A 24,796-nucleotide genomic window follows, 5' to 3' on the forward strand; every position below is an offset into this window, starting at 1 on the left:
GTCAGGGAATGGTCGTCGTGGTTGTGAGGCGGCTGATCTCGCTGCCGTCGCGCACCAGCGTGACAATTCCCTCATAGGTGCCGGCCGGCCAGCGGTCGGCGCGCAATCGGCGGCCCGAGGCGCGGAAGAACTGCGCCTGGTTCTTGTCCAAGGTGGCGTCCTGCTCGATCACGCGCCCATCCGGCCCGTCGATGACCAGCCGCATCACATCCCCGCGCAGACCGCCGAACGCATAGCCGAAGAGCACCAGGCCCTCGGCGTCGGGCGGCAGGTCGGCGGATGCAGCGGTTCCGGCACGGATGTCGTCATAGTCGGGAACACCGGCCGCGAAACCGGCCGAGAGCAATGCGCCCGGCACGTAGGGCGGCGCGCTGTTCCAGAGCGTATCGGACCCGGCGCCGCAAAGCGTGGTGTCGGCGGTATCGAACGGGTCGACGACCTGCCCCTGGTGGCGCACGCTCAGCTGCAGGTGCGGAAACTGGGTCTTGCCGCTCAACCCGACCTCGCCCAGAACCTGGCCGCGTTCGACCTGGTCGCCTTGCCGAACACGGATCGATCCGCGTTTCATGTGGCAATACTGGGTCTCCCAACCGTCCTGGTGGCGGATCGCAACGCCGTTGCCGCATTCACGGTCGGCCACGTCGGCGGCGGTCTCGGGGCCGTAGTAGCGATCCGGCATGCCGTCGCGCACGCCACGCACGGTGCCGGGCGCGGCGGCAAGTACGGACACGCCCTCATGCATCTGCCGCAGCGATGGCAGGGCGAAATCGGTGCCCTTGTGCCCGTCATAGCTGAGCGGGCCGCAGGTGAAATCCCGCGCGCCCGGACCGGGATCACGGTCGACGAATTGCTGGATATGGCAGGTCTCGCCCAGAACGCAGTCAACTGGCAGGTCCAGGACAGGCTGTGCCGCCGCCGGGATCCCGGCGGCAAGCGTCAGCACTGCTGCCAGCGCCCGGTACATCACTCCGCGGTCAGCAGAGGCGGCCGATCGCCCGAAATGCGTTGCTGGCGCGGGCCCTGGATCTGCAGGTCGAGCTGGCCGTTCTTGACCGAGACCTTGACGATGCCGCCCTTGGCCAGCTTGCCGAACAGCAGCTCCTCGGCCAGCGGCTTCTTGATGTGTTCCTGGATCACCCGGCCCAGCGGGCGGGCGCCCATCTTGTCGTCATAGCCCCTGTCGGCCAGCCATTCGGCGGCCGGCTTGGTCAGTTCGATGGTCACGTTGCGATCCATCAGCTGCGCCTCCAGCTGCAGCACGAATTTCTCGACCACCTGAAGGATGATCTCCTTGGAGAGCGGCGCGAACGAGATCACCGCATCCAGCCGGTTGCGGAACTCGGGCGTGAACGTCCGCTCGATCGCCGCGGTGTCCTCGCCCTCGCGGCGGTCCCGGCCAAAGCCAATCGCTGATTGCGCCTGCTCTGCGGCGCCTGCGTTCGAGGTCATGATCAGCACCACGTTGCGGAAATTCACCGTCCGCCCGTTATGGTCGGTCAGCTGCCCGTGATCCATCACCTGCAGCAGGATGTTGTAGACATCCGGATGCGCCTTCTCGATCTCGTCCAGCAGCAGCACGCAATGCGGATGCTGGTCGACCCCGTCGGTCAGCAGGCCGCCCTGGTCGAAGCCGACATAGCCCGGAGGCGCGCCGATCAGGCGCGAAACGGCGTGTTTCTCCATGTATTCCGACATGTCGAACCGCAACAGTTCCACACCCAGCGTATCGGCCAGTTGCTTGGCCACCTCGGTCTTGCCGACGCCGGTCGGCCCGGCGAAGAGGTAGTTGCCGATGGGTTTTTCCGGCTCGCGCAGCCCGGCGCGGGCCAGCTTGATGGCGCTGGACAGCGCGTCGATGGCCGCGTTCTGCCCGAACACCACGCGCTTGAGCGAGGCCTCGAGATCCTTGAGCACCTCGGCATCGTCCTTGGTGACGTTCTTGGGCGGGATGCGGGCAATCTTGGCGACAACCGCCTCTATCTCCTTGACGCCGATGGTCTTGCGGCGCTTGCTTTCGGCCACCAGATGCTGCGCCGCGCCGGCCTCGTCGATCACGTCGATGGCCTTGTCGGGCAGCTTGCGGTCGTTGATGTAGCGCGCGCTCAACTCCACCGCCGACTTGATGGCATCCGCGGTATACTTGATATCGTGGTGTTGTTCGAAATAGGGCTTGAGGCCCTTGAGGATCTTCACGCTGTCCTCGACCGTCGGCTCGTTCACGTCAATCTTCTGGAACCGGCGGCTGAGCGCGCGGTCCTTCTCGAAATGCTGGCGGAACTCCTTGTAGGTGGTCGAGCCCATCGTGCGCAGCTTGCCGCCCTGCAGGGCGGGCTTGAGCAGGTTCGAGGCGTCCATCGCCCCGCCCGATGTGGCGCCTGCGCCGATCACGGTGTGGATCTCGTCGATGAACAGAACCGCGTCGGGATGCTCTTCCAGTTCCGACACCACGGCCTTGAGCCGCTCCTCGAAATCGCCGCGATAGCGCGTACCGGCCAGCAGCGCGCCCATGTCGAGCGAATAGATGGTGGTGTTCGACAGGACCTCGGGCGTCTCGCCCGAGATGATCTTGCGCGCCAGCCCCTCGGCGATGGCGGTCTTGCCGACGCCCGGGTCGCCGACCAGCAGCGGGTTGTTCTTGCGCCGGCGGCACAGCACCTGGATGCAGCGCTCGACCTCCGGATCGCGGCCGATCAGCGGATCGACATCGCCGTCGCGTGCCTTGGCGTTCAGGTCCACGCAATACTTGGCCAGCGCGCTTTCCTTCTGGTCGCCATCGGGTGCGGCGGTTTGCGTTTCCTGCTCATGCTCCTCGGCGCCGGTCACCGGGCGGCTTTCGCCATAGGCGGGGTCCTTGGCGACGCCGTGGGCGATGAAGTTCACCGCGTCATAGCGGGTCATGTCCTGTTCCTGCAGGAAATAGGCGGCGTTGCTCTCGCGCTCGGCAAAGATGGCGACGAGTACGTTGGCGCCGGTGACCTCGGTGCGGCCCGAGCTTTGAACATGGATGGCCGCGCGCTGGATCACGCGCTGGAAGGCGGCGGTCGGCACGGCCTCGGACCCGTCGATATCGGTCACCAGATTGGCAAGATCCTCGTCGATGAATTCGACCAGCGTGCCGCGCAATTCATCCAGATCGACGCTGCAGGCCTTCATGACGCGGACCGCGTCGGGTTCGTCCAGCAGCGCCAGCAATAGATGCTCCAGCGTTGCGAATTCGTGACGCCGTTCGTTCGCGGCCGCAAGCGCCGCGTGGATGGCCTGTTCAAGAGTGCTCGAAAATGAAGGCACGCCGGTGCTCCTCTGTCTTGGGTCGGGAGGGATGCGCCGCAGCGTCGAGGCCCCGGTCCAACCATGTCCTCATACTATTAGAGTTTGGTTGATACAGGTCCGGCTTCAAGGCTTTTCTTGCAAAGCACGGTCACATTTGTCGTGACTGATGTAACGAGACGCCGGACTTGCGCGATCAGAATTTGTCTTTGCGCGCGCGGATTTCGGTGAATGTAGTCACGGCATCGGCGCCTTCAAGTCCCAGCCGCGTCTGGATTCCCGGCTCGGCGGCGCGAAGGAAGGGGTTGGTGGCCAATTCCACGTCCAGCCGCGAGGGAACCGTTGGCCGCCCCGTGGCGCGAGCTTCCGCGATCTCGGCAATGCGGGTTTGCAATGCCGGGTTATCCGGCTCGATTGTTTCCGCGAAACGGCCGTTGGTCTGGGTGTATTCGTGGCCCGAGCAGACCAGCGTGTCCTTGGGCAGCGCCGCCAGCTTGCTCAGCGACGCCCACATCTGTTCCGGGCTGCCCTCGAACAGCCGCCCGCAGCCCAGCGCCATCAGGCTGTCGGCGGTGAAGACGGCCTTCGACTCCGGCATGTGATAGGCTACGTGCCCGACAGTATGGCCGGACACATCGATCACCTCGACCGGCTCGCCGCCGATCGTGATGCCGTCGCCCTCGGCCACCGCGACGTCGAGTGGCGGCAGGCGATGCGCGTCGGCCGCGGCCCCCACAACCTGCGCCGGATGTGCGGCGAGGATCTTGGCCAGGCCATCCACATGGTCCCAATGGTGATGCGTGAGCAGGACATGGCTCAACCGCCAGCCGCGGTCCGACAGGGCCGCGAGGATCGGGCCGGCCTCGGGGGCGTCGACCAGCGCGGTTTCGCCGCTTGCCGCGTCATGGGCGAGGAAGGCGTAATTGTCGCTGAGGCAGGGGATCGTGACGATTTCGAGAGGCATGGTCTTTTGCCCTTTGCTTGCTAGACTGCGCCCAGCCAAACAGATCATGCGAGCGCCCGCAATGCACCTGGACGTGCAGGACCTGAGGAACTTCTACTACCGCAGCACGCTCGGGCGCGCGGCGCAGGCCGCCATTCGCGGGCGGCTCCAGTCCATCTGGCCCGAGGCCAAGGGTCAGACCGTGGCCGGATTCGGCTTTGCGGTTCCGTTGCTGCGCCCCTACCTGGCCGAGGCGCGGCGGGTCATCGGGCTGATGCCGGGTCCGCAGGGCGTGATGCCCTGGCCTGCGGGTATGCCGAATGTCAGCGTCCTGACCGAGGAAACGCTCTGGCCCATCGAGACCGGGCACGTGGACAAGCTGGTGTTGCTGCACGGGCTGGAGACCTCGGAACGGCCCGGCGCCCTGCTCGACGAATGCTGGCGGGTATTGGGGCCGGGGGGCAAGGCGCTGTTCATCGTGCCCAACCGGGGCGGGTTCTGGTCGCGGTCCGACCGCACGCCGTTCGGCTTTGGGCGACCCTACACGCTGGGTCAGCTCGAGGCGCAACTCAAGCTGCACCATTTCGTACCGGACGCGCATTGCTCGGCGCTCTACCAGCCGCCCTCGAACCGTCGTTTCTGGCTGCGCTCGGGTCCGCTGATCGAACGGGCCGGGGTCCGGCTGCCCCGGGTGATGGCGGGCGGCGTCGTGATGGTCGAGGCGACGAAGCGCGTCCTGCCGCCCACCGGGCGCTCGGTCCGGAAGCAGAAGGCGGACAAGGCCGAGGCGCTGGACGGGCTGCTCAAGCCGGTCTGAGCAGCGCCGGTACTACCCCGGAACACCCCATCCGGGCCCGTTCGGACCCGTCAGGAATCGAGATTTGCTTCATCAAAGTAACATTTTTCACCCCGCCGGTTCGGCGCAAACGGTCGCACTTGGCGTAACCGACTGGAATCGTTCGGTTTGTGAATAATCGGCCCTTGGGCCAAACGTATTGCGGCACGGGGAACGCTCTGCTACATCCCCCCTGAATTTCGATGCCCCGCCTTTTTGGGCGGGGTTTCATCACGCCCCCGGAAAGCCCATGGCGGAACCGGGGCCAGTCATCGGAAGGGTGGACGTGTCCGAACCAGCATCGATTTCCGCAGGCATCGCAGACCGCTATGCCACGGCGATTTTCGACATCGCGAAAGAGAACAAGAATCTCGACGGCCTCGAAACCGGCGTGGACGCCCTGTCCGGCGCGTTGGATGCCAGCGCCGACCTGCGCAACGTCATCAGCTCGCCGCTGATCTCGCGGGCCGAGCAGGAGGGGGCGGTCACCGCCGTGGCCGAGGCGCTCAAGCTGGATACGGTGCTGCGCAATTCGCTGGCGCTGATGGCGCAGAAGCGGCGGCTCTTCGTGGTGCCGCAGCTGGTGCGGGCCCTGCGCGAGGCGCTGGCCGAAGAGCGTGGCGAAGTCACCGCCGAGGTCGCCTCGGCCAAGGACCTGACCAAGACCCAGCTCGAGAAACTGACCAAGACGCTGTCCGAGCGCGTGGGCAAGAAGGTCACGATCAATGCTACCGTCGATGAGGACCTCATCGGTGGACTCGTCGTCAAGGTGGGCTCGAAGATGATCGACAGCTCGATCCGCTCGCGCCTCAACTCCCTCCAGAATGCAATGAAAGAGGTCGGATAAATGGGTATCCAAGCTGCAGAGATTTCTGCAATCCTGAAGGACCAGATCAAGAATTTCGGCCAGGAAGCCGAAGTGGCCGAGATCGGTCGCGTGCTGAGCGTCGGTGACGGGATCGCCCGTGTCTACGGCCTCGACAACGTGCAGGCCGGCGAAATGGTCGAGTTCCCCGGCGGCATCATGGGCATGGCGCTGAACCTCGAATCCGACAACGTGGGCGTCGTGATCTTCGGCTCGGACCGGGACATCAAGGAAGGCGATACCGTCAAGCGCACCAACTCGATCGTGGACGTTCCGATCGGTGACGAGCTGCTGGGCCGGGTCGTGGACGGCCTGGGCAACCCGCTGGACGGCAAGGGCCCGATCAAGACCAAGGAGCGCGGCGTCGCCGACGTCAAGGCGCCCGGCATCATCCCGCGTAAATCGGTACACGAGCCGATGGCCACCGGCCTGAAATCGGTCGACGCGATGATCCCGATCGGCCGCGGCCAGCGCGAGCTGATCATCGGCGACCGTCAGACCGGCAAGACGGCCGTGGCGCTCGACACCATCCTGAACCAGAAATCCTACAACGACGGTGCCGGCGACGACGAGAGCAAGAAGCTCTACTGCGTCTATGTCGCCATCGGCCAGAAGCGTTCGACCGTGGCGCAGCTGGTGAAGCGCCTGGAGGAATCCGGCGCCATCGACTATTCGATCGTCGTGGCCGCCACCGCCTCGGACCCGGCGCCGATGCAGTTCCTGGCACCCTATGCCGCGACCGCGATGGCTGAATACTTCCGCGACAACGGCCGCCACGCGCTGATCATCTATGACGACCTGTCGAAACAGGCCGTGGCCTATCGCCAGATGTCGCTGCTGCTGCGCCGTCCGCCGGGGCGCGAGGCCTATCCGGGCGACGTGTTCTACCTGCACTCGCGCCTGCTGGAGCGTTCGGCCAAGCTGAACGAGGATTTCGGCGCCGGCTCGCTGACCGCGCTGCCGATCATCGAAACCCAGGGCGGCGACGTGTCGGCGTTCATTCCGACCAACGTGATCTCGATCACCGACGGCCAGATCTTCCTGGAGACCGAGCTGTTCTACCAGGGCATCCGCCCCGCCGTGAACACCGGCCTGTCGGTGAGCCGCGTTGGCTCGTCGGCGCAGACCGACGCGATGAAATCGGTCGCCGGCCCGGTCAAGCTGGAACTGGCGCAGTATCGCGAGATGGCGGCCTTTGCCCAGTTCGGCTCGGACCTCGACGCCGCCACCCAGCAGCTGCTGAACCGTGGCGCGCGCCTGACCGAGCTGATGAAGCAGCCGCAGTATTCGCCGCTGACCAATGCCGAGATCGTCTGCGTGATCTTTGCCGGCACCAACGGCTATCTCGACAAGATCGCCGTCAAGGATGTCGGCCGTTTCGAGGAGGGGCTGCTCAAGCACCTGCGCGGCAAGCATTCCGACATCCTGGACTGGATCACCAAGGACGATCCCAAGATCAAGGGTGATGCCGCGGACAAGCTCAAGGCCGTGCTGGACGAATACGCCGAAACCTTCGCGTAAGAGAAAGGCGCTTTCATGCCCAGTCTCAAGGACCTGAAAATTCGGATCGAGTCGGTCAAGTCGACCCGCAAGATCACCAAGGCCATGCAGATGGTGGCCGCCGCGAAACTGCGGCGGGCACAGGAAGCGGCCGAAGCCGGCCGGCCCTATGCCGAGCGGTTCAACGCCGTGATGGCGGGGCTGGCGGCCTCGGTCGGCGACAGCGACACCGCGCCCAAGCTGTTGCGCGGCACCGGCAAGGACGACGTGCACCTGCTGGTCGTCATGACCGCCGAGCGCGGCCTGTGCGGTGGCTTCAACGCCAACATCGCCAAGCTGGCCCGAGCCCGTGCGGACGAGCTGCAGGGCAAGGGCAAGGCGGTCAAGATCCTGACCGTCGGCAAGAAGGGCCGCGATGCGCTCAAGCGCGAATATGGCGACCTCTTCGTCGGCCATATCGACCTGAGCGAGGTCAAGCGCGTGGGCTATTCCGACGCGCAGGACATCGCCCGCGACATCCTCGGCCGGTTCGACGCCGACGAGTTCGACGTGGCGACGATCTTCTTCTCGCGGTTCCAGAACGTCGTGACCCAGATCCCCACCGCCCAGCAGATCATCCCGGCCGCCTTCGAGGCCGAGGAGGGCGCCGATCAGGGGGCGACCACGCTCTACGACTACGAGCCCAGCGAAGAGGCGATCCTGGCCGACCTGCTGCCCAAGGGGGTTGCGACCGCCATCTTCTCGGCGCTGCTGGAGAACGGCGCGTCCGAACAGGGCGCCCGGATGAGCGCGATGGACAACGCGACCCGCAACGCGGGCGAGATGATCGACAAGCTGACCATCCAGTACAACCGCTCGCGTCAGGCCGTCATCACCAACGAGCTGATCGAAATCATTTCCGGCGCGGAGGCACTGTAGTGAAGAGGATTGTCACTATTGGAGCTGTCGCACTGCTGGCCTATGCAGCGCTTCCTTACTGGAGCGTTTATCGGCTCGCAAACGCGTTCCAGGAAGCGGACAGGTCACGGCTCGAAAAGCTGGTCGATTGGAACAGTCTTCGCAGTTCTATCAAGGAGGAACTGAGTGCGCAGATGGTCGCGCAGGCGGCGTCTGCGCAGGGCGACGAGGAGGTTGGAGCTGCCTTGGCTGCGGTGTTAGGGCCGTCATTGATCTCCGGAATGGTCGACGGTTATGTCAACGCAGCAACTATTGCGAAACTGGCTGATGATGCGCGCCGGGATGAAGGCAGCAGCGAAGGGACGCAGATTCCGCAAGATATCGCGTCAAGACCCCTCGACAGCATCGAATGGGCTTTCTTTTCCAGTCCGACAGAATTCGTTGTGGACATTAAATCCGAAAAGGAAAGCGGCGATAGCGCCCGCCTGATTTTCAAATGGCATGGCCTCCTTTGGAAGCTTGCCCGCATACAACTTCCCGACGACGCTTTGTCGTCTGTGAAAAGCTAAGAACCGGAGACGAAACATGGCGAATGCAAAAGGCAAGGTCACACAGGTTATCGGCGCCGTCGTCGACGTGCAGTTCGACGATGAACTGCCCGAGATCCTGAACGCGCTGGAAACCAAGAACAACGGCAAGCGCCTGGTGCTGGAAGTTGCCCAGCACCTGGGCGAAAGCACCGTCCGCACCATCGCGATGGACGCCACCGAAGGCCTGGTGCGCGGCGAGGAGGTCACCGACACCGGTGCGCCGATCTCGGTTCCGGTGGGCAACGCCACCCTGGGCCGCATCCTCAACGTGGTGGGTGAGCCCATCGACGAAAAAGGCGAGGTGAAGGCCGAGGAAACCCGCGGCATCCACCAGCCTGCACCCACCTTCGAGGACCAGTCGACCGAGTCCGAGGTGCTGGTCACCGGCATCAAGGTGGTCGACCTGCTGGCGCCCTACGCCAAGGGCGGCAAGATCGGCCTGTTTGGCGGCGCCGGCGTGGGCAAGACGGTTCTGATCATGGAACTGATCAACAACATCGCCAAGGTGCACTCGGGCTACTCGGTCTTTGCCGGTGTCGGTGAGCGGACCCGCGAGGGCAACGACCTCTATCACGAGATGATCGAATCCAACGTCATCAAGCCCGACAATCTGAGCGAGAGCCAGGTGGCCCTGGTCTATGGCCAGATGAACGAGCCGCCGGGCGCGCGTGCCCGCGTCGCGCTGACCGGCCTGACCCTGGCCGAGCAATTCCGCGACCAGTCCGGCACCGACGTTCTGTTCTTCGTCGACAACATCTTCCGCTTCACCCAGGCGGGCTCCGAGGTTTCGGCGCTTCTGGGCCGGATCCCCTCGGCCGTGGGCTACCAGCCGACGCTGGCCACCGACATGGGCGCCCTGCAAGAGCGCATAACCTCGACCAAGGCCGGCTCGATCACGAGCGTCCAGGCGATCTACGTGCCTGCGGACGACCTGACCGACCCCGCGCCGGCGACGTCCTTTGCCCACCTCGACGCGACCACGGTTCTCAACCGTGCGATCTCGGAAAAGGGCATCTATCCGGCCGTGGACCCGCTCGACTCGACTTCGCGCCTGCTCGACCCGGCGATCGTGGGTGACGAGCATTACAAGGTCGCCACCGACGTGCAGCAGATCCTCCAGCGCTACAAGTCGCTGCAGGACATCATCGCGATCCTCGGCATGGACGAACTCAGCGAAGAGGACAAGCTGACCGTGGCCCGCGCCCGCAAGATCGAGCGCTTCCTCAGCCAGCCCTTCGACGTGGCCGAGGTGTTCACCGGCTCGCCCGGCGTGCAGGTGCCGCTGGACGTGACCATCGACAGCTTCAAGCGCGTCGTAGCCGGTGAATTCGACCACCTGCCGGAAGCGGCGTTCCTGATGGTCGGCGGCATCGACGACGTGATCGCCAAAGCCGAGAAAATGGCCGCCGCAGCCGCGGCCTGAGGAGACGCCTGATGGCAGACACAATGCAGTTCGACCTCGTCAGCCCGGAACGGAGCCTCGCCTCGTTCCAGGTGCGCGCGGTGCAGATCCCGGGGGCGGATGGCGACATGACGGCGATGCCGGACCATGCCCCGACCATCACCACCCTGCGTCCCGGCCTGGTCAAGGCCGAGGGGCCGGATGGGACAAACGAATTCGTCGTGACCGGCGGTTTTGCCGAGGTCAGCTCCGACGCGATGTCGGTGCTGGCCGAAAAGGCGATACCGGTCACGGAAATGACCCGCGACCACCTCGACGACATGATCGCCGAGGCCCGCACGGTGCATGAAGAGGCCAAGGAAAAGGATCACCCCAACCTGATCGACGACGCCGCCAAGCTGCTCGCCGACATGGAGGCGCTGGGCACCCACATGAACCTCTGAGGTCATGTGACAGGCGCCCGCAAGGGGCCGGAAAGACGAGACGCCCTCGCGGATCTCCGCGGGGGCGTTTTCAGTTCACGGCTGACAGGCGACGGAAAGAACCGGGCAGGAGTATTCTTGCGGAACTTCTGCGCAGTAGCTTGCGATCAGGTGAGTGTCGATCACGGCGCCGGCCGCCGCCAGCGCGGTATAGCCACCGGCGGAGAAGCCGTAGACGCCGATACGGTCGGGGTCGATCCGCTTTGCATGGGTCCAGTCCGACAGCATGTGGTCGATGGTTCGGGATATGTCGGCGGGACGTGAGACCAGCCAGTCGGAGCCGGTCGTGAGCCTGTTCTGGTCATTGTCGCCGGGATGGGTCAGGGCGACGGCGACATACCCGGCTTCGGCCAGCGCCAGCGCCCTATGGGAGTGAACGCCCAACCGGCTGTGGTTGCCGTGGGACAGCACGATGAGCGGCAGCTTGTCGCCGTCGCTCTCTCCGTCCAAGGCAAGGGCCTGTCCAAAGGGCACGTTTGCCGCCGCCGTGACCGCGGAGTGCGAGGGATACCAGATGCCGATCTCGATGGGCGGTGATGTCATGGTCTCCGCGCGCTGGAACCCGGAGGCGGACACAGTGACGGGTAGGAGGGCGATCAAAACGAGAAATACAGACAGGCAACGCATGGCTCGAACCTCCATCGGCGCTCGTGGGAAGGATAAGCGCCAGGACCGCCCAGGGCAAATCCACGCGATCCGCCGTTGCCGTTCCGGCCGCTTTTGCGTCTTGGAATCGCCCCCTTGGCAAAATACCGTTCGGGGGGTCCCGATTTGATACGGTTATTGAATGAAGCGCTTTTCGACCCATCCCATAGGCATCGCCCAGGGCGAGGTGGCGTTGTTCTCGGATTTCGAGAATGATGGCGAGATGTGGGCCGGCGAAGGCGCGCGGGAATGCCGCCGACCGGTCATTTTCGAGCAACCCTTTCGCAGTCCGCCCGTAGTTCAACCGGCGATATCCCTGTGGGACGTCGACACCACACGCGCGCTGCGCTGCGAATTGCGCGCCGAGACGGTCACTGCCGAGGGGTTCGAGATCGTGTTCCGGACCTGGTCCGACAGCCGTATCGCCCGCATCCGCGTGACCTGGACCGCGACCGGCGAGATCGCCCATGACGACGATTGGGAGCTCTACTGAACCCGGCCCGGATCCCACGGCCCGATACATTCGACGCTCAGCACGGTGGGCAGGTGGCTGGCGATTTCCTCCCAGCTGTCGCCCTCGTCCCGGCTGGCAAAGATCGACCCCGAATTGGTGCCGAAATAGACGCCCACCGTCCTGTCCCGGTCGGTGGCCATGGCCTGCCGCAGCACGGTGAAGAAGCAGTTGCGCCTGGGCAGGCCGTCGCGCAGGGCCTGCCAGTTCTCGCCGCCATCGCGAGACCGCCACACCGCCGCCGCGGCGTCCGGCGGGTACCGCCCGATGCTGTCGCCGTTCAGGGGCAGCACCCACAGCGTCTGCGGATCATGCGGATGCACGGCGACCGGAAAGCCGAAGCTTGACGGCAGGCCGGCGGTGATGTCGTGCCAGCTGCGGCCGCCATCGGCGCTGCGGAAGGTGCCGTGGTGGTTCTGCTGATAAAGCAGGTCGCCCGGGGCCTGCGCGGCTCTCTGCAGGTTGTGCACGCAGGCCCCGACCTCGGAGGGATCGTGCCCCGGCAGGCCGGGCCCGTCCGCGGCCGCCCGGTTCGAGCGCCGGTTGCGCCGCTCCCAGGTTGCGCCGCCGTCCTCGGTGGCAAAGACGCCCGCGGCCGATATGCCGATCCAGAGCCGGCCGGGCGAATCCGGATCGGTCACGATGCTGTGCAGGGTCAGCCCGGCACCGCCCGGCATCCAACCGTTGCGCGAGGGGTGGCTGGCCAGCCCCTCGACCCGTGCCCAGCTGTCGCCGTCATCCTCGCTGGCATAGAGATGCGCGGGTTTCGCCCCGGCATAGAGCGTCCCGTTGGCCCGGGAAAGCGACCAGATCGCCTCCATCTCGCCGGTGAAGGGCGCGGGGCCGGAGGGGGTGGCTCCTATCTGCGCCGCGATCTCGGGGTTCTCGGCAAGCCAGGTGTCGCTCTCGCCATTGGCCAGCTTGATCAGCTCCCAGCTGCTCCCGCCATCCCGCGACCGCCACACACCGGCGCCGCTCCACCCGTTTCCGCCGGCCGCCCAGAGCGTGCCGTCATTCACCTCACCGATCACGTGGTTTATGGGCCAGCCGTCGCAATGCGGTCCGGTCAGGTCCCAGGTTGTGCGCCGGGCGTCACCGCGCAGGATGAAGGCCCCCTTTGTCGTCCCGATCAGCAGATGAATCCCGTCCGCCATTGGCCATCCTCCCGCATTGACGGGCCCGAGGCTATCACAGACGCCGGAAATTCCCTATCCGCCGCCGCGGCGGCAGGATCAGTCCATCTGGTAGAGCGACTCGTAGATCGGGCGCAGGGTCTTGTCCTCGAACAGGGACGAGACCGAGGTGCCGTTCCAGATGTTCAGGATCGCCTGGGTAAAGATCGGCGCGGTGGGCACGATGCGGATGTTTGGTGCGTCCAGGATAGCCTGGGTCGGCTGGATCGAGTCGGTGATGACCAGCGATTTCATCACCGATTTGGTCACCCGCTCGACCGCCGGGCCGCTCATCACGCCGTGGGAGATGTAGGAATGGACCTCCTTGGCGCCCTGGTCCATCAGCACCTGCGCAGCCTTGCACAGCGTGCCGGCAGTGTCGCAGATGTCGTCGACGATCAGGCAGATCTTGTCCCTCACGTCGCCGATCACGGTCATCTCGGCGATCTCGCCGGGTTTCTCGCGGCGCTTGTCGACGATCGAAAGCGGCGCGTTGATCCGCTTGGCCAGCTCGCGGGCGCGGGCCACGCCGCCCACATCGGGCGAGACCACCATCAATTCGTCCATCTGCTCCTTGAACTGGTGCTTCACGTCCAGCGCAAAGACCGGGCTGGCATAGAGGTTGTCGACCGGGATGTCGAAGAACCCCTGGATCTGCGCCGCGTGCAGGTCCATGGTCAGCACCCGCTCGATCCCCGTGCCGGTCAGCATGTTGGCCACCAGCTTGGCCGAGATCGGCGTGCGCGCCTTGGTCCGCCGATCCTGCCGGGCATAGCCGAAATAGGGGATCACGGCGGTGATCCGCGCCGCCGAGGAGCGGCGCAGCGCGTCGGCGATGATCAGCAGCTCCATCAGGTTGTCATTGGCCGGGTTCGAGGTGGGCTGGATGATGAACATGTCCTCGCCCCGGACGTTCTCGAATACCTCGACAAAGATCTCGCCGTCGTTGAACCGCTCGACCCGGGCGTCAACGAGGCTCTGGTCGACACCGCGATAGAGGCTCATCCGGCGGGCGATGGATTGTCCAAGCGGCAGGTTCGCGTTCCCAGAGATGAGCTTGGGTTCGGTCAAGGTCGGCATGTGCTGAGATCCCCGGGCAGCGGCATCATTTGTGACAGATTCGTGATGTTGACACCGCTTAACACGGGCTTACCGTCGCGCAAAGGCAAGGCAGCGGAGAAAGTGAACATGGCCGGCATCGCATACTATTTTTCGACACTCTCGCCCTACAGCTACCTCGCGGGGCTCGAGTTGGAGGCGATCGCGGACCGGCACGGGGCCGACATCGCCTACAAGCCGATCGACATTGTCGCGCTGTTCGGCCGCACCGGGGGCACGCCACCCAAGGACCGGCACCCGTCGCGCCAGGCCTATCGCGCGCAGGACCTGGTGCGTCGGGCACACGCCGTGGACCTGCCGTTCAACCTGCAGCCGGCGCATTGGCCGACCAATGCCGCCCCGTCCTCCTACGCGATCATCGCGGCCATCGGTGCGGGGGGCGGGGATGTCGGCAAGCTGTGCCATTCCATCCTGCGCGCCTGCTGGGCCGAGGAGAAGGACATCGCCGATGACGCCGTGATCCGCGACTGCCTCTCGGGTGCCGGGTTCGAACCCTCGCTTGCCGACAGCGGTTTGCTGGTCGGCGCCGAGACCTATGCCGCCAACCTCGAAGAGGCGGTCGAGCGCGGCGTGTTCGGCGCGCCGTTCTACATTACGCCCGACGATCAGCGGTTCTGGGGGCAGGACCGTCTGTCCGATCTCGACGCGCATCTGGGTCGCGGCGGCGCGTGAGCGTTCCGCAACCGCTCAACGTCCGCCGCTACGAGGGCGGGCCGCGCCAGGTGATGGCCTTTCATTGCACGATGGCCCATTCCGGTGCCTGGCGCGGTGTGGCCGCGGCGCTGTCGGATCTGGCCACGATCGATGCGCCGGATATGCTGAACCACGGGTCCAGCCCGGACTGGGACGGGCAGGGCGAGGTCGAGGACAGGATCGTAGCGGCCTCCGCGGCCGCGCTGCCGGAGGGGCCGGTCGATCTGATCGGCCATTCCTTCGGCGGCAAGATCGCCTTGCGGCTTGCGGTCGCATATCCCGGCCGCGTGCGCAGCCTGACGCTGATCGAGCCGGTGATGTTCTCGGTCGCAGCGGCCGACGCGCCAGAGTTGGCGCAGGCCGATGCCACGCAGATGCAGCCGGTCTTCGATGCGCTGAAGGCCAATGACGACGCGCTGGCGGCGCGGCTCTTCAACCGGCTCTGGGGCGCGCAGGACGGCCCGCGCTGGCCGGATCTGCCCGAGGCGACACGCGCATCGATGACCCGCGCGGTGCGCATCATGGAACCCGCCCGCGCCGCCATCTATGAGGACCGGGCCGGGCTGCTGGCCCCGGGGGTTCTGGACGGGGCGACCATGCCGGTTCTGATCCTGCACGGTGCCCGCTCGCCCGAGGTCATGCGCACCATCTGCGAAGGGCTGGCCCGCCGCCTGCCCGACGCCCGCGCCACTGCGGTACAAGGCGGCGACCACATGCTGCCGATCACCCTGCCGAAGGAGGTGGCGGCAACGATCCGGGCATTCTGGGACACGTGGGCACCGGTCTGACGGCGGTGCCTGCCGGGGCTCACTCCCTGCGTCCGCGCTTGTCCTTCTGCACCGACTTGATCATCTTGCCGAACGCCTTGCCCCGCGCCCGCCGCTGCGCCAGCGTTTCGCTGTTGCGCGCGTCCTCGGCGGTCAGCTTCCGGAACCGGGCCAGCCGGACGGGATCGAGGCGACCCTCATCGATGGCCTGTCGGACGGCGCAGCCCGGCTCGGTCTCATGCGCGCAATCCGCGAACCGGCAGGCCTGCGCCAGGACCGAAACGTCAGCGAACACGTCCTCGAGCCCCGCGGCGGCGTCGGTCAATTGCAACTCTCGCATGCCCGGCGTGTCGATCAGCCAGCCGCCGCCGGCCAGCCGGTGCATGGCCCGCCCGGTCGTGGTGTGCCGTCCCTTGGCGTCATCCTCGCGGATTCCGGCCGTGGCGACATCCGGCCCGGCCGACAGCGTGTTCACCAGCGTCGACTTGCCCACGCCGGACGATCCCAGCATCGCCACCGTCTGCCCCGCGCCGCACCAGGGCGACAGGCAGGCAAGGCTGTCACGGTCCAGCGCGTTGACCGCCTCGACGAGCAACCCGGCCTGCAGGCCGCGCGCCTCCCGGGCGAAATCGCCGGGCGCATCGGCCAGGTCGGCCTTGGTCAGCACCACGACCGGCGTGACCCCGGCATCGCGCGCCAGCACCAGGTAGCGCTCTAGCCGGGCGAGGTTGAAATCGCGATTGCAGGACGAGACGATGAAGAGCGTGTCGACATTGGCCGCGATCAGCTGCACGCGCCGCCCTGTGCCGGGCGCGCGGCGCTTGAACAGGCTGAACCGGTCGAGGATGCGCAGGGGCAGGCCCGAGTCGCGATCCAGCATGATCCAGTCGCCGACCGCCGGGCGGTCCTCGTCGTCCTCGGCGTCGGGCAGGTGCGAGGGGAGATCGCGCGGACCCTCCGGCCCGGTGACCGTGAGCCGCCCGCGATGAACGGCCATCACCCGCGCAGGGTCCAGCCGGGTGAGGTCGTCGATATCAAGTTGGGAAGAAAAAAAGGGTTTCCAGCCAAGCTCGGCCAGATCCGGTTGAGTGCGTGTCATCCTGTGTCATCGTCCTTGAGAAAGCCTTGCGCAAAGATATGCGCATTCCGTGAGCCCGCGGGAGCATCACGGTTGGAACAGGCCAACGGCCGATGACGATCGGAAACGGCGGTGTCGGCGCGGCGGATCTGCCGGGCAACCGAACCTGCGCGCTATCGGGTCAAACGAACCGACTGGCCCGGGTGATGATGGCGACAATCATGAACGGTCCCTTCTCTGCTGCGGACATGGCAAGGATATGGGCCGCGCGCAGGGCCGGCAAGCAGGAAGTCTGGCAACGTGCTGGCCCTTCAGCGCAGCAGCGCCAGGAAGCGGTCGATCTCGGCCTCGGGCAGCGACCAGTCGCAGACCAGCCGGCACGGCAGCATTTCATCCGCGTCCTCGCCCTCCAGCGTGCCGCTGCCCCAGAGGTGATACACCGCGCCCGCCGCGTGCAGGCGGCGATGCAGGGCGCGCGGGAAGGCGGCAAAGATCATGTTGGCCTGCGGCTCATGCAGAAGCGTTGCCCCGGCGCCGCGCAGCCCGGCCGCCAGTCGCGCGCAATTGACATTGGCCCGGCCCGCCAGGTCCAGCCACAGATCGTCCCGCAGATAGGCGGCCATCTGCGCCGCAAGATAGCGGTGCTTGGAGAACAGATGCGCGCCGCGCTTGCGCCGCAACTCCAGCTCCCATGCCTTCGCGGGGTCGAACAGAACGACCGCCTCGACACCAAGGCATCCGTTCTTGGTCGCGCCGAAACTGACCGCGTCGACGCCGGCCTTCCAGGTCATCTCGGCCGCGCTGCAGCCCAGGGCGACCAACGCGTTGGCAAAACGTGCGCCGTCCATGTGGACGGGCAGCCCATGCGCCCGCGCCGCGTCGCAAAGTGCGCGCAACTCGTCCAGGGAATAGACCGTGCCGCGTTCGGTCGCCTGGGTGATCGAGACCGGGCCACGCTGCGGCCCGTGCACGCCGCGCGTGCCTTCGGCCTCGATCGCCGCGCGCAACGCATCGGAGCTCATGCGGTCCCCGTCCCCCACCAGTGTCAGCTTGGCGCCCGAGTAGAATTCGGGCGCGTTGCACTCGTCCTCGTGGATATGCGCCACGCGGGTGCAGAACACCGTCTGCCACGGCTCGGCAAGCGTGGCGAGCGCCAGCGCATTGGCGGCGGTGCCGGTGGCGACCAGGTGCACCGCCGCCTGCGGCGCCTCGAAGATCTCGCGGATCCGCGCCTGCACCTCGGCAGTCAGCGGGTCGCTGCCATAGGCTGCGGCATAGCCGGTATTGGCCGCGGCCAGCGCGTCGAGGATCTGTTGCGGGGCGGGGCCGGAATTGTCCGAGGCAAAGAACATCAGGTGGGCTCCTCGATGATGTGGTCCTCCCATTCGTCTTCGGGGGTCTCGAATTCCGACACCGTTCCGTCGCGGATGGAAATGCCCGCCTGGTGCACGCTGTCCGGCGACCCGGAGATCAGCGGGTGCCAGTCCGGCAGCGGCTTGCCCTCCCACAACAGCTTGTAGGCGCAGGTTTGCGGCAGCCAGTAGGCATGCAGCGGCAGGGTCGACATGGTCAGAACGATACATTCCGGCACGAACTGGTGGCGGATGTCATATTGCGTGCAGCGGCAGGTCGCGTCGTCGAACAGACGGCAGGCCACGCGGGTCAGCGCCACCTCGCCGGTCTCGTCATCCTCGAGCTTGTTCAGGCAGCATTTGCCGCAGCCGTCGCACAGCGCCTCCCACTCCTTGTCGGACAACTGGCTGAGACGCTTGGTCTCCCAGAAACGCGGGGCCAGCCCGTTGCGGTCGATCGGATCGCTCATGGTGCGGCCAGCGCGCCGCGGGCGCGGTCGCAGTCCAGGCGCATCTGTTCGACCAGCGCCTCGATGCTGTCGAATGTCGTCTCGGGGCGCAGGAACTCCACCAGCCCGACTGAAAGGGTGGCGCCATAGAGATCGCCAGAGAAATCGAACAGGAAGGTCTCGATATTGGGCCGGTCGCCGCCGAACATCGGGCGCACCCCGACCGAGGCCGCGCCCAGATGGCTGCCCTTGTGCGGGCCGGTCAGCACCTCGACCAGAACCGCGTAGACCCCGAATCGCGGCGGGTGCAGCCCGTCGATGGACATGTTGGCGGTGGGAAACCCCAGGTCGCGGCCGCGTTGTTCGCCGCCGACCACCTCGCCCTCGATCCGGTGCCAGTGGCCCAGCATCGCGGCGGCGTCGCGCGGCCGGCCCTCGCTCAGCGCATCGCGGATCGCGGTCGAGGAGACGACATTCTCGGCGCGTTCCATCAGCGGCGCGATCGTGACGCCGAACCCCATGTCACGCCCGAACCGGACAAGATCACCGGCATCGCCGCTGCGGTTCTTGCCAAAGCAGAAATCCCCGCCGACCACCACATGCGACAACCCCAGGCCGCGGGACAGGACGGCATCGGCGAAATCCTCGGGCGCAAGCCCCGCCAGGGCGGCATTGAACGGCAGCTCATAGAGCTTCTCGACGCCCAGCTTCTCCAACCGGTGCGTGCGCGTGGCGCTGCGCATCAGGCGAAAGGGCGGTGCATCCGGCGCAAAATACTCGCGTGGATGCGGCTCGAAGGTCAGCACACCCAGCGGCGCGCGCGGCTCGGCCTGCCGGGCCAGGTCGATGACCGACTGGTGGCCCAGGTGCACGCCGTCGAAATTTCCGATCGCGGCGCTGGCGCCGCGGTCCTGGGGTTCGACGAACTGGTAATCCCGGATGATCCGCATGAGGCGCATGGGTAAACCCAGCCCGCGGGTGGTTCAAGCGGCGAGTTGCGGTCCCGTGCGCCGGGGCTGGGCCTTTGCCGCAAGGGCGGGTAAGGGCAGGGGATGCGCCTCGTTCTGACGACCTCGCTGACCATGCTGGCTTTTGCCGCCAACTCGATCCTGAATCGGGTGGCCGTGGGCGCCGAACTGGCGGATCCCGGCGGGTTCGCGGTGGTCCGGGTCGTGGCCGGCGCGGTGACGCTGATCGCTCTCGTCCAGCTGCGGGCCGGCACGCTGCCCCTCGCGCCCGGTCGGCGCGCCTTGGGGGCCGGTGCGCTCAGCCTCTACATGGTCGGCTTCTCGATGGCCTACCTGACGCTGGATGCGGGGCTCGGGGCGCTAATCCTCTTCGGCGTGGTGCAGATCGCCATGTTCGCCTATGGCGCCCTGCGCGGCGCGCATCCGACGCATCGGCAGGTCCTCGGTGCCGCGATCGCCTTTGCCGGGCTGACCTGGGTTCTGTGGCCGGCAGGGCCGGTGCCGACCGATCCGTTGGGGGCTGCGCTGATGGCACTCGCCGGGCTGGGCTGGGCCGCCTACACCCTGTCCGGGCGTGGGGAGAGCGACGCGCTGGCGGCGACGGCCGCGAATTTCGCGCTGGCCGTGCCGGTGACGACGGCGGCGGTCCTGGCCTTTGGCGCCGGCATGTCTCTGACCGGGGCCGGTGCGCTGCTGGCCGTGATCTCGGGCGCGGTCACGTCGGGCCTTGGCTATGCGCTCTGGTATCGCGTCGTTCCGCGCCTCGCGCCGGCCGTGGCGGCGACCGTGCAGCTCAGCGTGCCGGTCATCGCCCTGATGGCGGGCGCCTTGGTGCTGGGCGAGGCGGCCACGCCACGGCTGCTTGCCGGCGCCACGCTGGTTCTGGGCGGGATCGCGCTGGCGGCGACGCGGCGGCCCCAGCGCTGAACCCGGCGCGCCGAGGCTTTCCCTGACCGCGCTTTACCGCTATCTCCGCGCCATGATCCGCGTATGTCTCAGTCTTGTCCTGCTGCTGGTGCTGCCCCAGGCCGCGCGGGCCGACTGCGTCGTGCTCCTGCACGGGCTGGCGCGGACCGAGGCGTCCTTTGCGGTGATGGAACAGGTCTTCGAGGCGCATGGCTACAAGGTCGTGCGTCCCGGCTATGCCTCGACCGACCTGCCGATCCCGGAACTGGCCGCGCGCACGGTACCGGACGCGCTGGCACGGTGCGGCCAGCAGACCGCGCATGTCGTGGCGCACAGCATGGGCGGCATCCTGCTGCGCTACTGGCTGCGCCAGAGCCGCCCGCGCAACCTGGGCCGCGTGGTGATGCTGGGACCGCCCAACCAGGGCAGCGAGCTGGTCGACGAACTGGGCGACTGGGAGGTGTTCGGGCTGCTCAACGGCCCGGCCGGGCTGTCGCTGGGTACGGGGTCCAACAGCGTGCCGCTCAGCCTGCCGCCCGTGAGTTTCGAGCTTGGCGTGATCGCCGGCAACCGCTCGCTCAACCCGGTCTTTTCGGCGATCATTCCGGGGCCGGACGACGGCAAGGTCTCGGTCGCCTCGACGCGGGTGGCGGGCATGCAGGACCACATCGTGTTGCCGGTCACGCATACTTTCATGATGAACAACCCACTGGTGATGGAAGAGGCGCTGCACTTCATCGAGAAGGGCCGCTTCGCCCCCGACCTCACCTGGGCGGAATCGGTTCGCGCCACCATCGACGAGCTGTGTCTGCTGGGCGAATGCTCGCAAGGCAAGCCGTTGCGATGAGCCTGGATCTGACCCTGCGCGGCGCCACGGTGCTGCGCCCCGGCCGGGGGCCGGTCGCGGGCGATCTGCCGATGGCCGGGGGGCTCTTGACGGACGCGCCCGCCGGGCGCGCGATCGACCTGTCCGGCTATTTGATCCTGCCCGGGATCGTCGATCTGCATGGCGACGGTTTCGAACGCCACCTGGCCCCCCGGCGCGGTGTCGTGAGCGCAATGGACCAAGGTATCATGGCGGCCGAGGCGGAACTGGCGGCCAACGGCATCACGACCGCGGTTCTGGCCCAGTTCTGGAGTTGGGAGGGCGGCGTGCGCGGTCCGGACTTCGCCGCCCGCGTCTTCCAGGCCATCGCCGCCACGCGCGGCACCGTTGCCACCGACCTGCGGTCGCAGCTCCGTCTGGAGGTCGCCTTGCTGGATGACTATGATCGGTTGCCCGCGATGATCTCGGATTGGGGCGTGTCCTATGTGGTGTTCAACGATCATCTGCCCCGCGACCGCTTGTCGGAAGGGCGCACACCACCGCGTCTGACCGGCCAGGCGCTCAAGGCCGGCCGTAGTCCCGAGGCGCATCTGGAGCTGTTGCACAGGCTGCATGCGCGCCGGGCCGAAGAGCCCGCCGCTCTCGAAAGGCTGTGCGCGGAATTGGCGGCATCCGGCATTCACACCGGCAGTCATGACGACCGCACCGCCGACGCGCGCCGGGTCTGGCGCAACCGGGGCGTGCGCATCGCCGAGTTCCCGGAAACCGTCGAGGCGGCCGAGGCGGCGCGCGCCGGGGGCGATGCGGTCATCCTGGGCGCCCCCAACGCCGTGCGCGGTGCCTCGCACAAGGGCAATGTCAGCGCCCTGGACCTGATCGCGATGGGGCTGTGCGATGCGCTGGCCTCGGACTATCACTATCCGAGCCCGCGCCGCGCGGCGCTGATGCTGGCGCAGTCCGGCGTACTGGACCTGGCCTCGGCCTGGGCGCTGGTCTCGGAGGGGCCTGCCCGCATCCTGGGGCTGACCGATCGCGGCCGGCTGGAACCGGGGCTGCGCGCGGATCTGGTGATCCTGGACGCCCGAACACGGCAGGTCGCCGCCACATTCGCGGGTGGGCGCGTCAGCTACATGAGCGGTGAAATCGCCGCCCGGTTCCTGGGCTGAGCCGTGATGTCGATGCTCATCCGTCCTGCACGATTCTGTTCACGTGGCCCATCTTGCGCCCGGGCTTGACCTCGGCCTTGCCGTAGAGATGCAGCGCCGCCCGTGGCTCCCGGGCAAGCTCTGGCACCCGGTCCATATCCGCACCGATCAGGTTTTCCATCACCACGTCCGAATGGCGCGTGCCGTCTCCCAGCGGCCAGCCGGTAACCGCGCGGATATGCTGTTCGAACTGGTCCACGGCACAGCCGTTTTGCGTCCAATGCCCGGAATTATGCACCCGGGGTGCGATCTCGTTGACGATCAGCCCCTTGGGCGTGACGAACAGCTCGACCCCCATCACCCCGACATAATCGAGCGCGTTGAGGATCCTGCCCGCCAGCAGCACCGCATCCATGCGCTGGCTGCCGGCCAGCCGCGCCGGAACGGCGGTGGTGCGCAGGATGCCGCCCTCGTGCACGTTCTCGCCGGGATCGAAACAGGCGACCTGCCCGTCGCTGCCGCGCGCGGCGATGACCGAGACCTCGTGGCTGAACGCGACGAACCCCTCCAGGATGGCAGGGGCCCCGGCCATGTCGTCCAGGGCCGCGGCGGCATCGTCGCGGGATGTGATCCGCGCCTGCCCCTTGCCATCATAGCCGAACCGGCGGGTCTTGAGGATGGCGGGCGTGCCGATTTCGTCCAGCGCGGCGTGCAGGCCCTCGGCGTCATCCACCGCGGCATAGGGCGCGGTCGCAAGCCCCAGATCCCGCAGGAACCGCTTTTCCGTCAGCCGGTCCTGGCTCACGCGCAGCGCCTCGCGACCCGGGCGGATCGGGCGATGCGCCTCGAGCGTGTCCAGCGCCGCGGTGGGGATGTTCTCGAACTCGTAGGTGATGACATCGACCGATCCGGCGAACGCCGCCAGCGCCGCGGTGTCGTCATAGCCCGCGGTGGTCACGCGATGGGCCACCTGGCCGGCGGGCGGCGCCGCACCGGGCTCAAAGACATGGGTCATGAACCCAAGGCGGCTGGCGGCCACGGACAGCATGCGGCCCAGCTGACCGCCGCCGAGGATGCCGATGGTTGCGCCGGGGGAAAGCGGTACGGTCATGTCGTCAGGTCTCCAACCTCTTGCCGATCGCGGTCAATGCGGCGTTCAAGCTGTCATGGGCGCCGCCCTCGCGCAGCGCCGTCGTCATCTGCAGGCTCAGGGTTCCCGGCGTGGCCAGAGCGTCCCGCTCCTCCGCCAGCCGTCCCGCGACGTCCTTGTCCATCGCCGCCAGGAACCCGGCCATGAGCTGGGTCGTGAAAAAGGCGGCGGCATCGGCGTCGCCGGTCTGCCCGGCCAGCCAGTCGGCGCCGCTCTGCATCAGGTCCAGCAGGCCCGGCACCATCGCGCAGATGGCGAAATGCGCGTTGAGCGCGGCCTCGCTCTCGACCTTCACGACCGGGTTCTCGGGCGCGAAAAGCCGTGACAGGAGCCGGTCATTGCCGAACGCGGCCAGCGGGCAGCCCCCCTGTTCCAGATATCCCAGCGGAATGGTCTGAACCCGGTCCGTCGCCGTGGCGCAGAGCGCATCCAGCCGGACGGCCGGCACCCCGGCCATAACTGAAACCACCTGGTGATCGGCGCGGAATGCCAGCGGTTCCAGCACGGATGCGGCCACGTCCGGACGCAGGCACAGAAACACGATCTCGGCATGGTCGAGGACGTCCTGCGGTTCGCCAACGTGCACCCCAAGCTCGGCCGCCAGCGCCACCGAGACCTCCCGGTTGCGTTCGGTCACCGCGATCTCGTGGCCTTTGCCCGCAAGATGGCGGACCATGGGGGCCGCGATGTGGCCGGTTCCGATAAAGCCGATCCGGCTCATGCTTCGGGGGTCTCGGGAATCGAGGCGGACAGTGCGGCGCGCCACCGCTCCAGCCGCTCGGCCAGGGCCGCATCGCCCAGCGCCAGGATCCCGGCCGCCATCAGCCCGGCATTCACCGCGCCCGCCGCTCCGATCGCCATGGTGGCGACGGGATAGCCCCTGGGCATCTGCACGATGGAATAAAGCGAATCGACACCCGACAGCGCCTTGGTCTGCACCGGCACGCCGATCACCGGCAGGCGCGTCTTCGAGGCCATCATGCCGGGCAGATGCGCCGCACCGCCGGCGCCGGCGATGATCACCTGCAACCCGCGCTCCGCCGCCGTCATGCCATAGTCCCACAACCGGTCCGGTGTACGGTGGGCCGAGACGATGCGCGTCTCGTATCCCACACCCAGCGTGTCCAGGCTCTCTGCCGCGCCCTGCATGGTCGGCCAGTCAGACTGACTGCCCATGATGATCCCAACCCGTGTCTCGGCCATGCTGCCCCTCGCCGTGAAAGAGCGCGAACTA

General features: G+C 67.0%; 26 protein-coding genes. 13 read left to right on the forward strand and 13 right to left on the reverse strand.

The genetic code is table 11. The annotated features are described in order from the left end of the window. Position 1: 1 nt before the first annotated feature. The 3 genes from BMX57_RS11010 to gloB form a co-directional block, all read right to left on the reverse strand. The gene (locus BMX57_RS11010; protein WP_092366582.1) at positions 2-964 is read right to left on the reverse strand and encodes a M23 family metallopeptidase; all 963 of its coding nucleotides are present in this window, start codon (positions 962-964) and stop codon (positions 2-4) included. Continuing rightward, a complete protein-coding gene (clpA, locus tag BMX57_RS11015; protein ID WP_092366584.1) occupies positions 964-3,288 on the reverse strand; it encodes an ATP-dependent Clp protease ATP-binding subunit ClpA in 2,325 nt (774 codons plus the stop codon). The genes BMX57_RS11010 and clpA overlap by 1 nt, the downstream gene beginning before the upstream one ends. Before the next feature lie 175 nt (positions 3,289-3,463). Next, positions 3,464-4,231: a hydroxyacylglutathione hydrolase gene (gene gloB / locus BMX57_RS11020; protein ID WP_092366586.1), complete on the reverse strand. Its 768-nt coding sequence runs from the start codon at positions 4,229-4,231 to the stop codon at positions 3,464-3,466. 61 nt (positions 4,232-4,292) lie between these two features. On the opposite strand from gloB, the gene BMX57_RS11025 reads away from it, so the two are divergent. The 7 genes from BMX57_RS11025 to BMX57_RS11055 all read left to right on the forward strand — a co-directional run bounded on the left by BMX57_RS11025 (position 4,293) and on the right by BMX57_RS11055 (position 10,742). Next, positions 4,293-5,027: a methyltransferase domain-containing protein gene (locus tag BMX57_RS11025; RefSeq protein ID WP_092366589.1), complete on the forward strand. Its 735-nt coding sequence runs from the start codon at positions 4,293-4,295 to the stop codon at positions 5,025-5,027. Positions 5,028-5,331: 304 nt separating this feature from the next. Then, complete coding sequence (locus BMX57_RS11030) at positions 5,332-5,892, forward strand: F0F1 ATP synthase subunit delta (RefSeq protein ID WP_092367180.1); 561 nt, start codon at positions 5,332-5,334, stop codon at positions 5,890-5,892. Further along, positions 5,893-7,431, forward strand: a complete 1,539-nt coding sequence (atpA, locus tag BMX57_RS11035) for a F0F1 ATP synthase subunit alpha (protein ID WP_092366592.1) — start codon at positions 5,893-5,895, stop codon at positions 7,429-7,431. A gap of 15 nt (positions 7,432-7,446) precedes the next feature. Then, entirely contained in the window at positions 7,447-8,328 is an 882-nt protein-coding gene (locus BMX57_RS11040) for a F0F1 ATP synthase subunit gamma (protein ID WP_092366596.1), read from the forward strand. Then, on the forward strand, positions 8,328-8,876 hold the full coding sequence (locus BMX57_RS11045; RefSeq protein ID WP_092366599.1) for a DUF2939 domain-containing protein: 549 nt from the start codon (positions 8,328-8,330) through the stop codon (positions 8,874-8,876). Before BMX57_RS11040 ends, BMX57_RS11045 begins: the two co-directional genes overlap by 1 nt. A gap of 16 nt (positions 8,877-8,892) precedes the next feature. Next, positions 8,893-10,320, forward strand: a complete 1,428-nt coding sequence (gene atpD / locus BMX57_RS11050; RefSeq protein WP_092366602.1) for a F0F1 ATP synthase subunit beta — start codon at positions 8,893-8,895, stop codon at positions 10,318-10,320. An 11-nt stretch (positions 10,321-10,331) separates the two neighbouring features. Then, on the forward strand, positions 10,332-10,742 hold the full coding sequence (locus BMX57_RS11055) for a F0F1 ATP synthase subunit epsilon (protein WP_092366605.1): 411 nt from the start codon (positions 10,332-10,334) through the stop codon (positions 10,740-10,742). 75 nt (positions 10,743-10,817) lie between these two features. Here the strand turns inward: BMX57_RS11055 and BMX57_RS11060 are convergent, their stop codons facing one another. Next, positions 10,818-11,324, reverse strand: a complete 507-nt coding sequence (locus BMX57_RS11060; RefSeq protein ID WP_092366609.1) for an alpha/beta hydrolase family protein — start codon at positions 11,322-11,324, stop codon at positions 10,818-10,820. A gap of 244 nt (positions 11,325-11,568) precedes the next feature. On the opposite strand from BMX57_RS11060, the gene BMX57_RS11065 reads away from it, so the two are divergent. Continuing rightward, complete coding sequence (locus BMX57_RS11065; RefSeq protein WP_092366612.1) at positions 11,569-11,919, forward strand: H-type lectin domain-containing protein; 351 nt, start codon at positions 11,569-11,571, stop codon at positions 11,917-11,919. Here BMX57_RS11065 and BMX57_RS11070 read toward each other — a convergent pair. Next, positions 11,913-13,091, reverse strand: a complete 1,179-nt coding sequence (locus tag BMX57_RS11070; RefSeq protein ID WP_092366615.1) for a WD40/YVTN/BNR-like repeat-containing protein — start codon at positions 13,089-13,091, stop codon at positions 11,913-11,915. The genes BMX57_RS11065 and BMX57_RS11070 overlap by 7 nt on opposite strands. 78 nt (positions 13,092-13,169) lie before the next feature. After that, entirely contained in the window at positions 13,170-14,189 is a 1,020-nt protein-coding gene (locus BMX57_RS11075) for a ribose-phosphate pyrophosphokinase (RefSeq protein WP_092366618.1), read from the reverse strand. Positions 14,190-14,297: 108 nt separating this feature from the next. On the opposite strand from BMX57_RS11075, the gene BMX57_RS11080 reads away from it, so the two are divergent. Together BMX57_RS11080 and BMX57_RS11085 are read left to right on the forward strand one after the other, a co-directional pair. Beyond that, a complete protein-coding gene (locus BMX57_RS11080) occupies positions 14,298-14,900 on the forward strand; it encodes a 2-hydroxychromene-2-carboxylate isomerase (RefSeq protein WP_092366621.1) in 603 nt (200 codons plus the stop codon). Then, positions 14,897-15,709, forward strand: a complete 813-nt coding sequence (locus BMX57_RS11085) for an alpha/beta fold hydrolase (protein WP_229724235.1) — start codon at positions 14,897-14,899, stop codon at positions 15,707-15,709. Before BMX57_RS11080 ends, BMX57_RS11085 begins: the two co-directional genes overlap by 4 nt. A 19-nt stretch (positions 15,710-15,728) precedes the next feature. Here BMX57_RS11085 and rsgA read toward each other — a convergent pair whose 3' ends face one another. The 4 genes from rsgA to BMX57_RS11105 all read right to left on the reverse strand — a co-directional run bounded on the left by rsgA (position 15,729) and on the right by BMX57_RS11105 (position 19,517). Then, positions 15,729-16,787, reverse strand: a complete 1,059-nt coding sequence (rsgA, locus tag BMX57_RS11090; protein WP_092366624.1) for a ribosome small subunit-dependent GTPase A — start codon at positions 16,785-16,787, stop codon at positions 15,729-15,731. A gap of 290 nt (positions 16,788-17,077) precedes the next feature. Further along, on the reverse strand, positions 17,078-18,118 hold the full coding sequence (locus BMX57_RS11095; protein WP_092366627.1) for a threonine aldolase family protein: 1,041 nt from the start codon (positions 18,116-18,118) through the stop codon (positions 17,078-17,080). After that, complete coding sequence (locus tag BMX57_RS11100; RefSeq protein WP_092366630.1) at positions 18,118-18,588, reverse strand: YcgN family cysteine cluster protein; 471 nt, start codon at positions 18,586-18,588, stop codon at positions 18,118-18,120. The genes BMX57_RS11095 and BMX57_RS11100 overlap by 1 nt, the downstream gene beginning before the upstream one ends. Then, positions 18,585-19,517, reverse strand: coding sequence for a bifunctional riboflavin kinase/FAD synthetase (locus BMX57_RS11105; protein WP_092367186.1), 933 nt, complete (start codon positions 19,515-19,517; stop codon positions 18,585-18,587). Before BMX57_RS11105 ends, BMX57_RS11100 begins: the two co-directional genes overlap by 4 nt. Positions 19,518-19,619: 102 nt before the next feature. Here BMX57_RS11105 and BMX57_RS11110 point away from each other — a divergent pair, with 102 nt between their 5' ends. From BMX57_RS11110 to BMX57_RS11120, 3 genes are read left to right on the forward strand one after another with little or no spacing between them, the layout of a single operon-like run. Further along, positions 19,620-20,462, forward strand: coding sequence for a DMT family transporter (locus BMX57_RS11110; protein ID WP_092366633.1), 843 nt, complete (start codon positions 19,620-19,622; stop codon positions 20,460-20,462). A 52-nt stretch (positions 20,463-20,514) separates the two neighbouring features. Next, on the forward strand, positions 20,515-21,288 hold the full coding sequence (locus tag BMX57_RS11115; protein ID WP_092367189.1) for an esterase/lipase family protein: 774 nt from the start codon (positions 20,515-20,517) through the stop codon (positions 21,286-21,288). Then, positions 21,285-22,433 (forward strand): alpha-D-ribose 1-methylphosphonate 5-triphosphate diphosphatase, encoded by a 1,149-nt coding sequence (locus tag BMX57_RS11120; protein WP_092366636.1) that lies wholly within the window; start codon positions 21,285-21,287, stop codon positions 22,431-22,433. The genes BMX57_RS11115 and BMX57_RS11120 overlap by 4 nt, the downstream gene beginning before the upstream one ends. A 16-nt stretch (positions 22,434-22,449) precedes the next feature. Here BMX57_RS11120 and BMX57_RS11125 read toward each other — a convergent pair whose 3' ends face one another. Genes BMX57_RS11125 through purE form a run of 3 tightly spaced genes read right to left on the reverse strand, consistent with a single transcriptional unit; the run spans position 22,450 to position 24,765 of the window. Continuing rightward, entirely contained in the window at positions 22,450-23,523 is a 1,074-nt protein-coding gene (locus tag BMX57_RS11125) for a 5-(carboxyamino)imidazole ribonucleotide synthase (RefSeq protein WP_092366639.1), read from the reverse strand. 4 nt (positions 23,524-23,527) lie between these two features. Next, positions 23,528-24,283: an NAD(P)-binding domain-containing protein gene (locus BMX57_RS11130; protein WP_092366642.1), complete on the reverse strand. Its 756-nt coding sequence runs from the start codon at positions 24,281-24,283 to the stop codon at positions 23,528-23,530. Next, complete coding sequence (gene purE, locus BMX57_RS11135) at positions 24,280-24,765, reverse strand: 5-(carboxyamino)imidazole ribonucleotide mutase (protein ID WP_092366645.1); 486 nt, start codon at positions 24,763-24,765, stop codon at positions 24,280-24,282. Before purE ends, BMX57_RS11130 begins: the two co-directional genes overlap by 4 nt. Positions 24,766-24,796 lie beyond the last annotated feature (31 nt).

The sequence above is a fragment of the Cribrihabitans marinus genome (genome assembly GCF_900109035.1).
Classification (GTDB): Bacteria; Pseudomonadota; Alphaproteobacteria; order Rhodobacterales; family Rhodobacteraceae; genus Cribrihabitans; species Cribrihabitans marinus.

What these genes read in the sequence shown, in the direction of transcription:
- BMX57_RS11010 (WP_092366582.1), bottom strand. Translation starts at nt 964, where the DNA reads ATGTACCGGGCGCTGGCAGCAGTGCTGACGCTTGCCGCCGGGATCCCG.
- gloB (WP_092366586.1), bottom strand. Translation starts at nt 4,231, where the DNA reads ATGCCTCTCGAAATCGTCACGATCCCCTGCCTCAGCGACAATTACGCC.
- BMX57_RS11025 (WP_092366589.1), top strand. Translation starts at nt 4,293, where the DNA reads ATGCACCTGGACGTGCAGGACCTGAGGAACTTCTACTACCGCAGCACG.
- atpA (WP_092366592.1), top strand. Translation starts at nt 5,893, where the DNA reads ATGGGTATCCAAGCTGCAGAGATTTCTGCAATCCTGAAGGACCAGATC.
- BMX57_RS11040 (WP_092366596.1), top strand. Translation starts at nt 7,447, where the DNA reads ATGCCCAGTCTCAAGGACCTGAAAATTCGGATCGAGTCGGTCAAGTCG.
- atpD (WP_092366602.1), top strand. Translation starts at nt 8,893, where the DNA reads ATGGCGAATGCAAAAGGCAAGGTCACACAGGTTATCGGCGCCGTCGTC.
- BMX57_RS11055 (WP_092366605.1), top strand. Translation starts at nt 10,332, where the DNA reads ATGGCAGACACAATGCAGTTCGACCTCGTCAGCCCGGAACGGAGCCTC.
- BMX57_RS11060 (WP_092366609.1), bottom strand. Translation starts at nt 11,324, where the DNA reads ATGACATCACCGCCCATCGAGATCGGCATCTGGTATCCCTCGCACTCC.
- BMX57_RS11065 (WP_092366612.1), top strand. Translation starts at nt 11,569, where the DNA reads ATGAAGCGCTTTTCGACCCATCCCATAGGCATCGCCCAGGGCGAGGTG.
- BMX57_RS11070 (WP_092366615.1), bottom strand. Translation starts at nt 13,091, where the DNA reads ATGGCGGACGGGATTCATCTGCTGATCGGGACGACAAAGGGGGCCTTC.
- BMX57_RS11075 (WP_092366618.1), bottom strand. Translation starts at nt 14,189, where the DNA reads ATGCCGACCTTGACCGAACCCAAGCTCATCTCTGGGAACGCGAACCTG.
- BMX57_RS11080 (WP_092366621.1), top strand. Translation starts at nt 14,298, where the DNA reads ATGGCCGGCATCGCATACTATTTTTCGACACTCTCGCCCTACAGCTAC.
- rsgA (WP_092366624.1), bottom strand. Translation starts at nt 16,787, where the DNA reads ATGACACGCACTCAACCGGATCTGGCCGAGCTTGGCTGGAAACCCTTT.
- BMX57_RS11095 (WP_092366627.1), bottom strand. Translation starts at nt 18,118, where the DNA reads ATGTTCTTTGCCTCGGACAATTCCGGCCCCGCCCCGCAACAGATCCTC.
- BMX57_RS11100 (WP_092366630.1), bottom strand. Translation starts at nt 18,588, where the DNA reads ATGAGCGATCCGATCGACCGCAACGGGCTGGCCCCGCGTTTCTGGGAG.
- BMX57_RS11105 (WP_092367186.1), bottom strand. Translation starts at nt 19,517, where the DNA reads ATGCGGATCATCCGGGATTACCAGTTCGTCGAACCCCAGGACCGCGGC.
- BMX57_RS11110 (WP_092366633.1), top strand. Translation starts at nt 19,620, where the DNA reads ATGCGCCTCGTTCTGACGACCTCGCTGACCATGCTGGCTTTTGCCGCC.
- BMX57_RS11115 (WP_092367189.1), top strand. Translation starts at nt 20,515, where the DNA reads ATGATCCGCGTATGTCTCAGTCTTGTCCTGCTGCTGGTGCTGCCCCAG.
- BMX57_RS11120 (WP_092366636.1), top strand. Translation starts at nt 21,285, where the DNA reads ATGAGCCTGGATCTGACCCTGCGCGGCGCCACGGTGCTGCGCCCCGGC.
- BMX57_RS11125 (WP_092366639.1), bottom strand. Translation starts at nt 23,523, where the DNA reads ATGACCGTACCGCTTTCCCCCGGCGCAACCATCGGCATCCTCGGCGGC.
- BMX57_RS11130 (WP_092366642.1), bottom strand. Translation starts at nt 24,283, where the DNA reads ATGAGCCGGATCGGCTTTATCGGAACCGGCCACATCGCGGCCCCCATG.
- purE (WP_092366645.1), bottom strand. Translation starts at nt 24,765, where the DNA reads ATGGCCGAGACACGGGTTGGGATCATCATGGGCAGTCAGTCTGACTGG.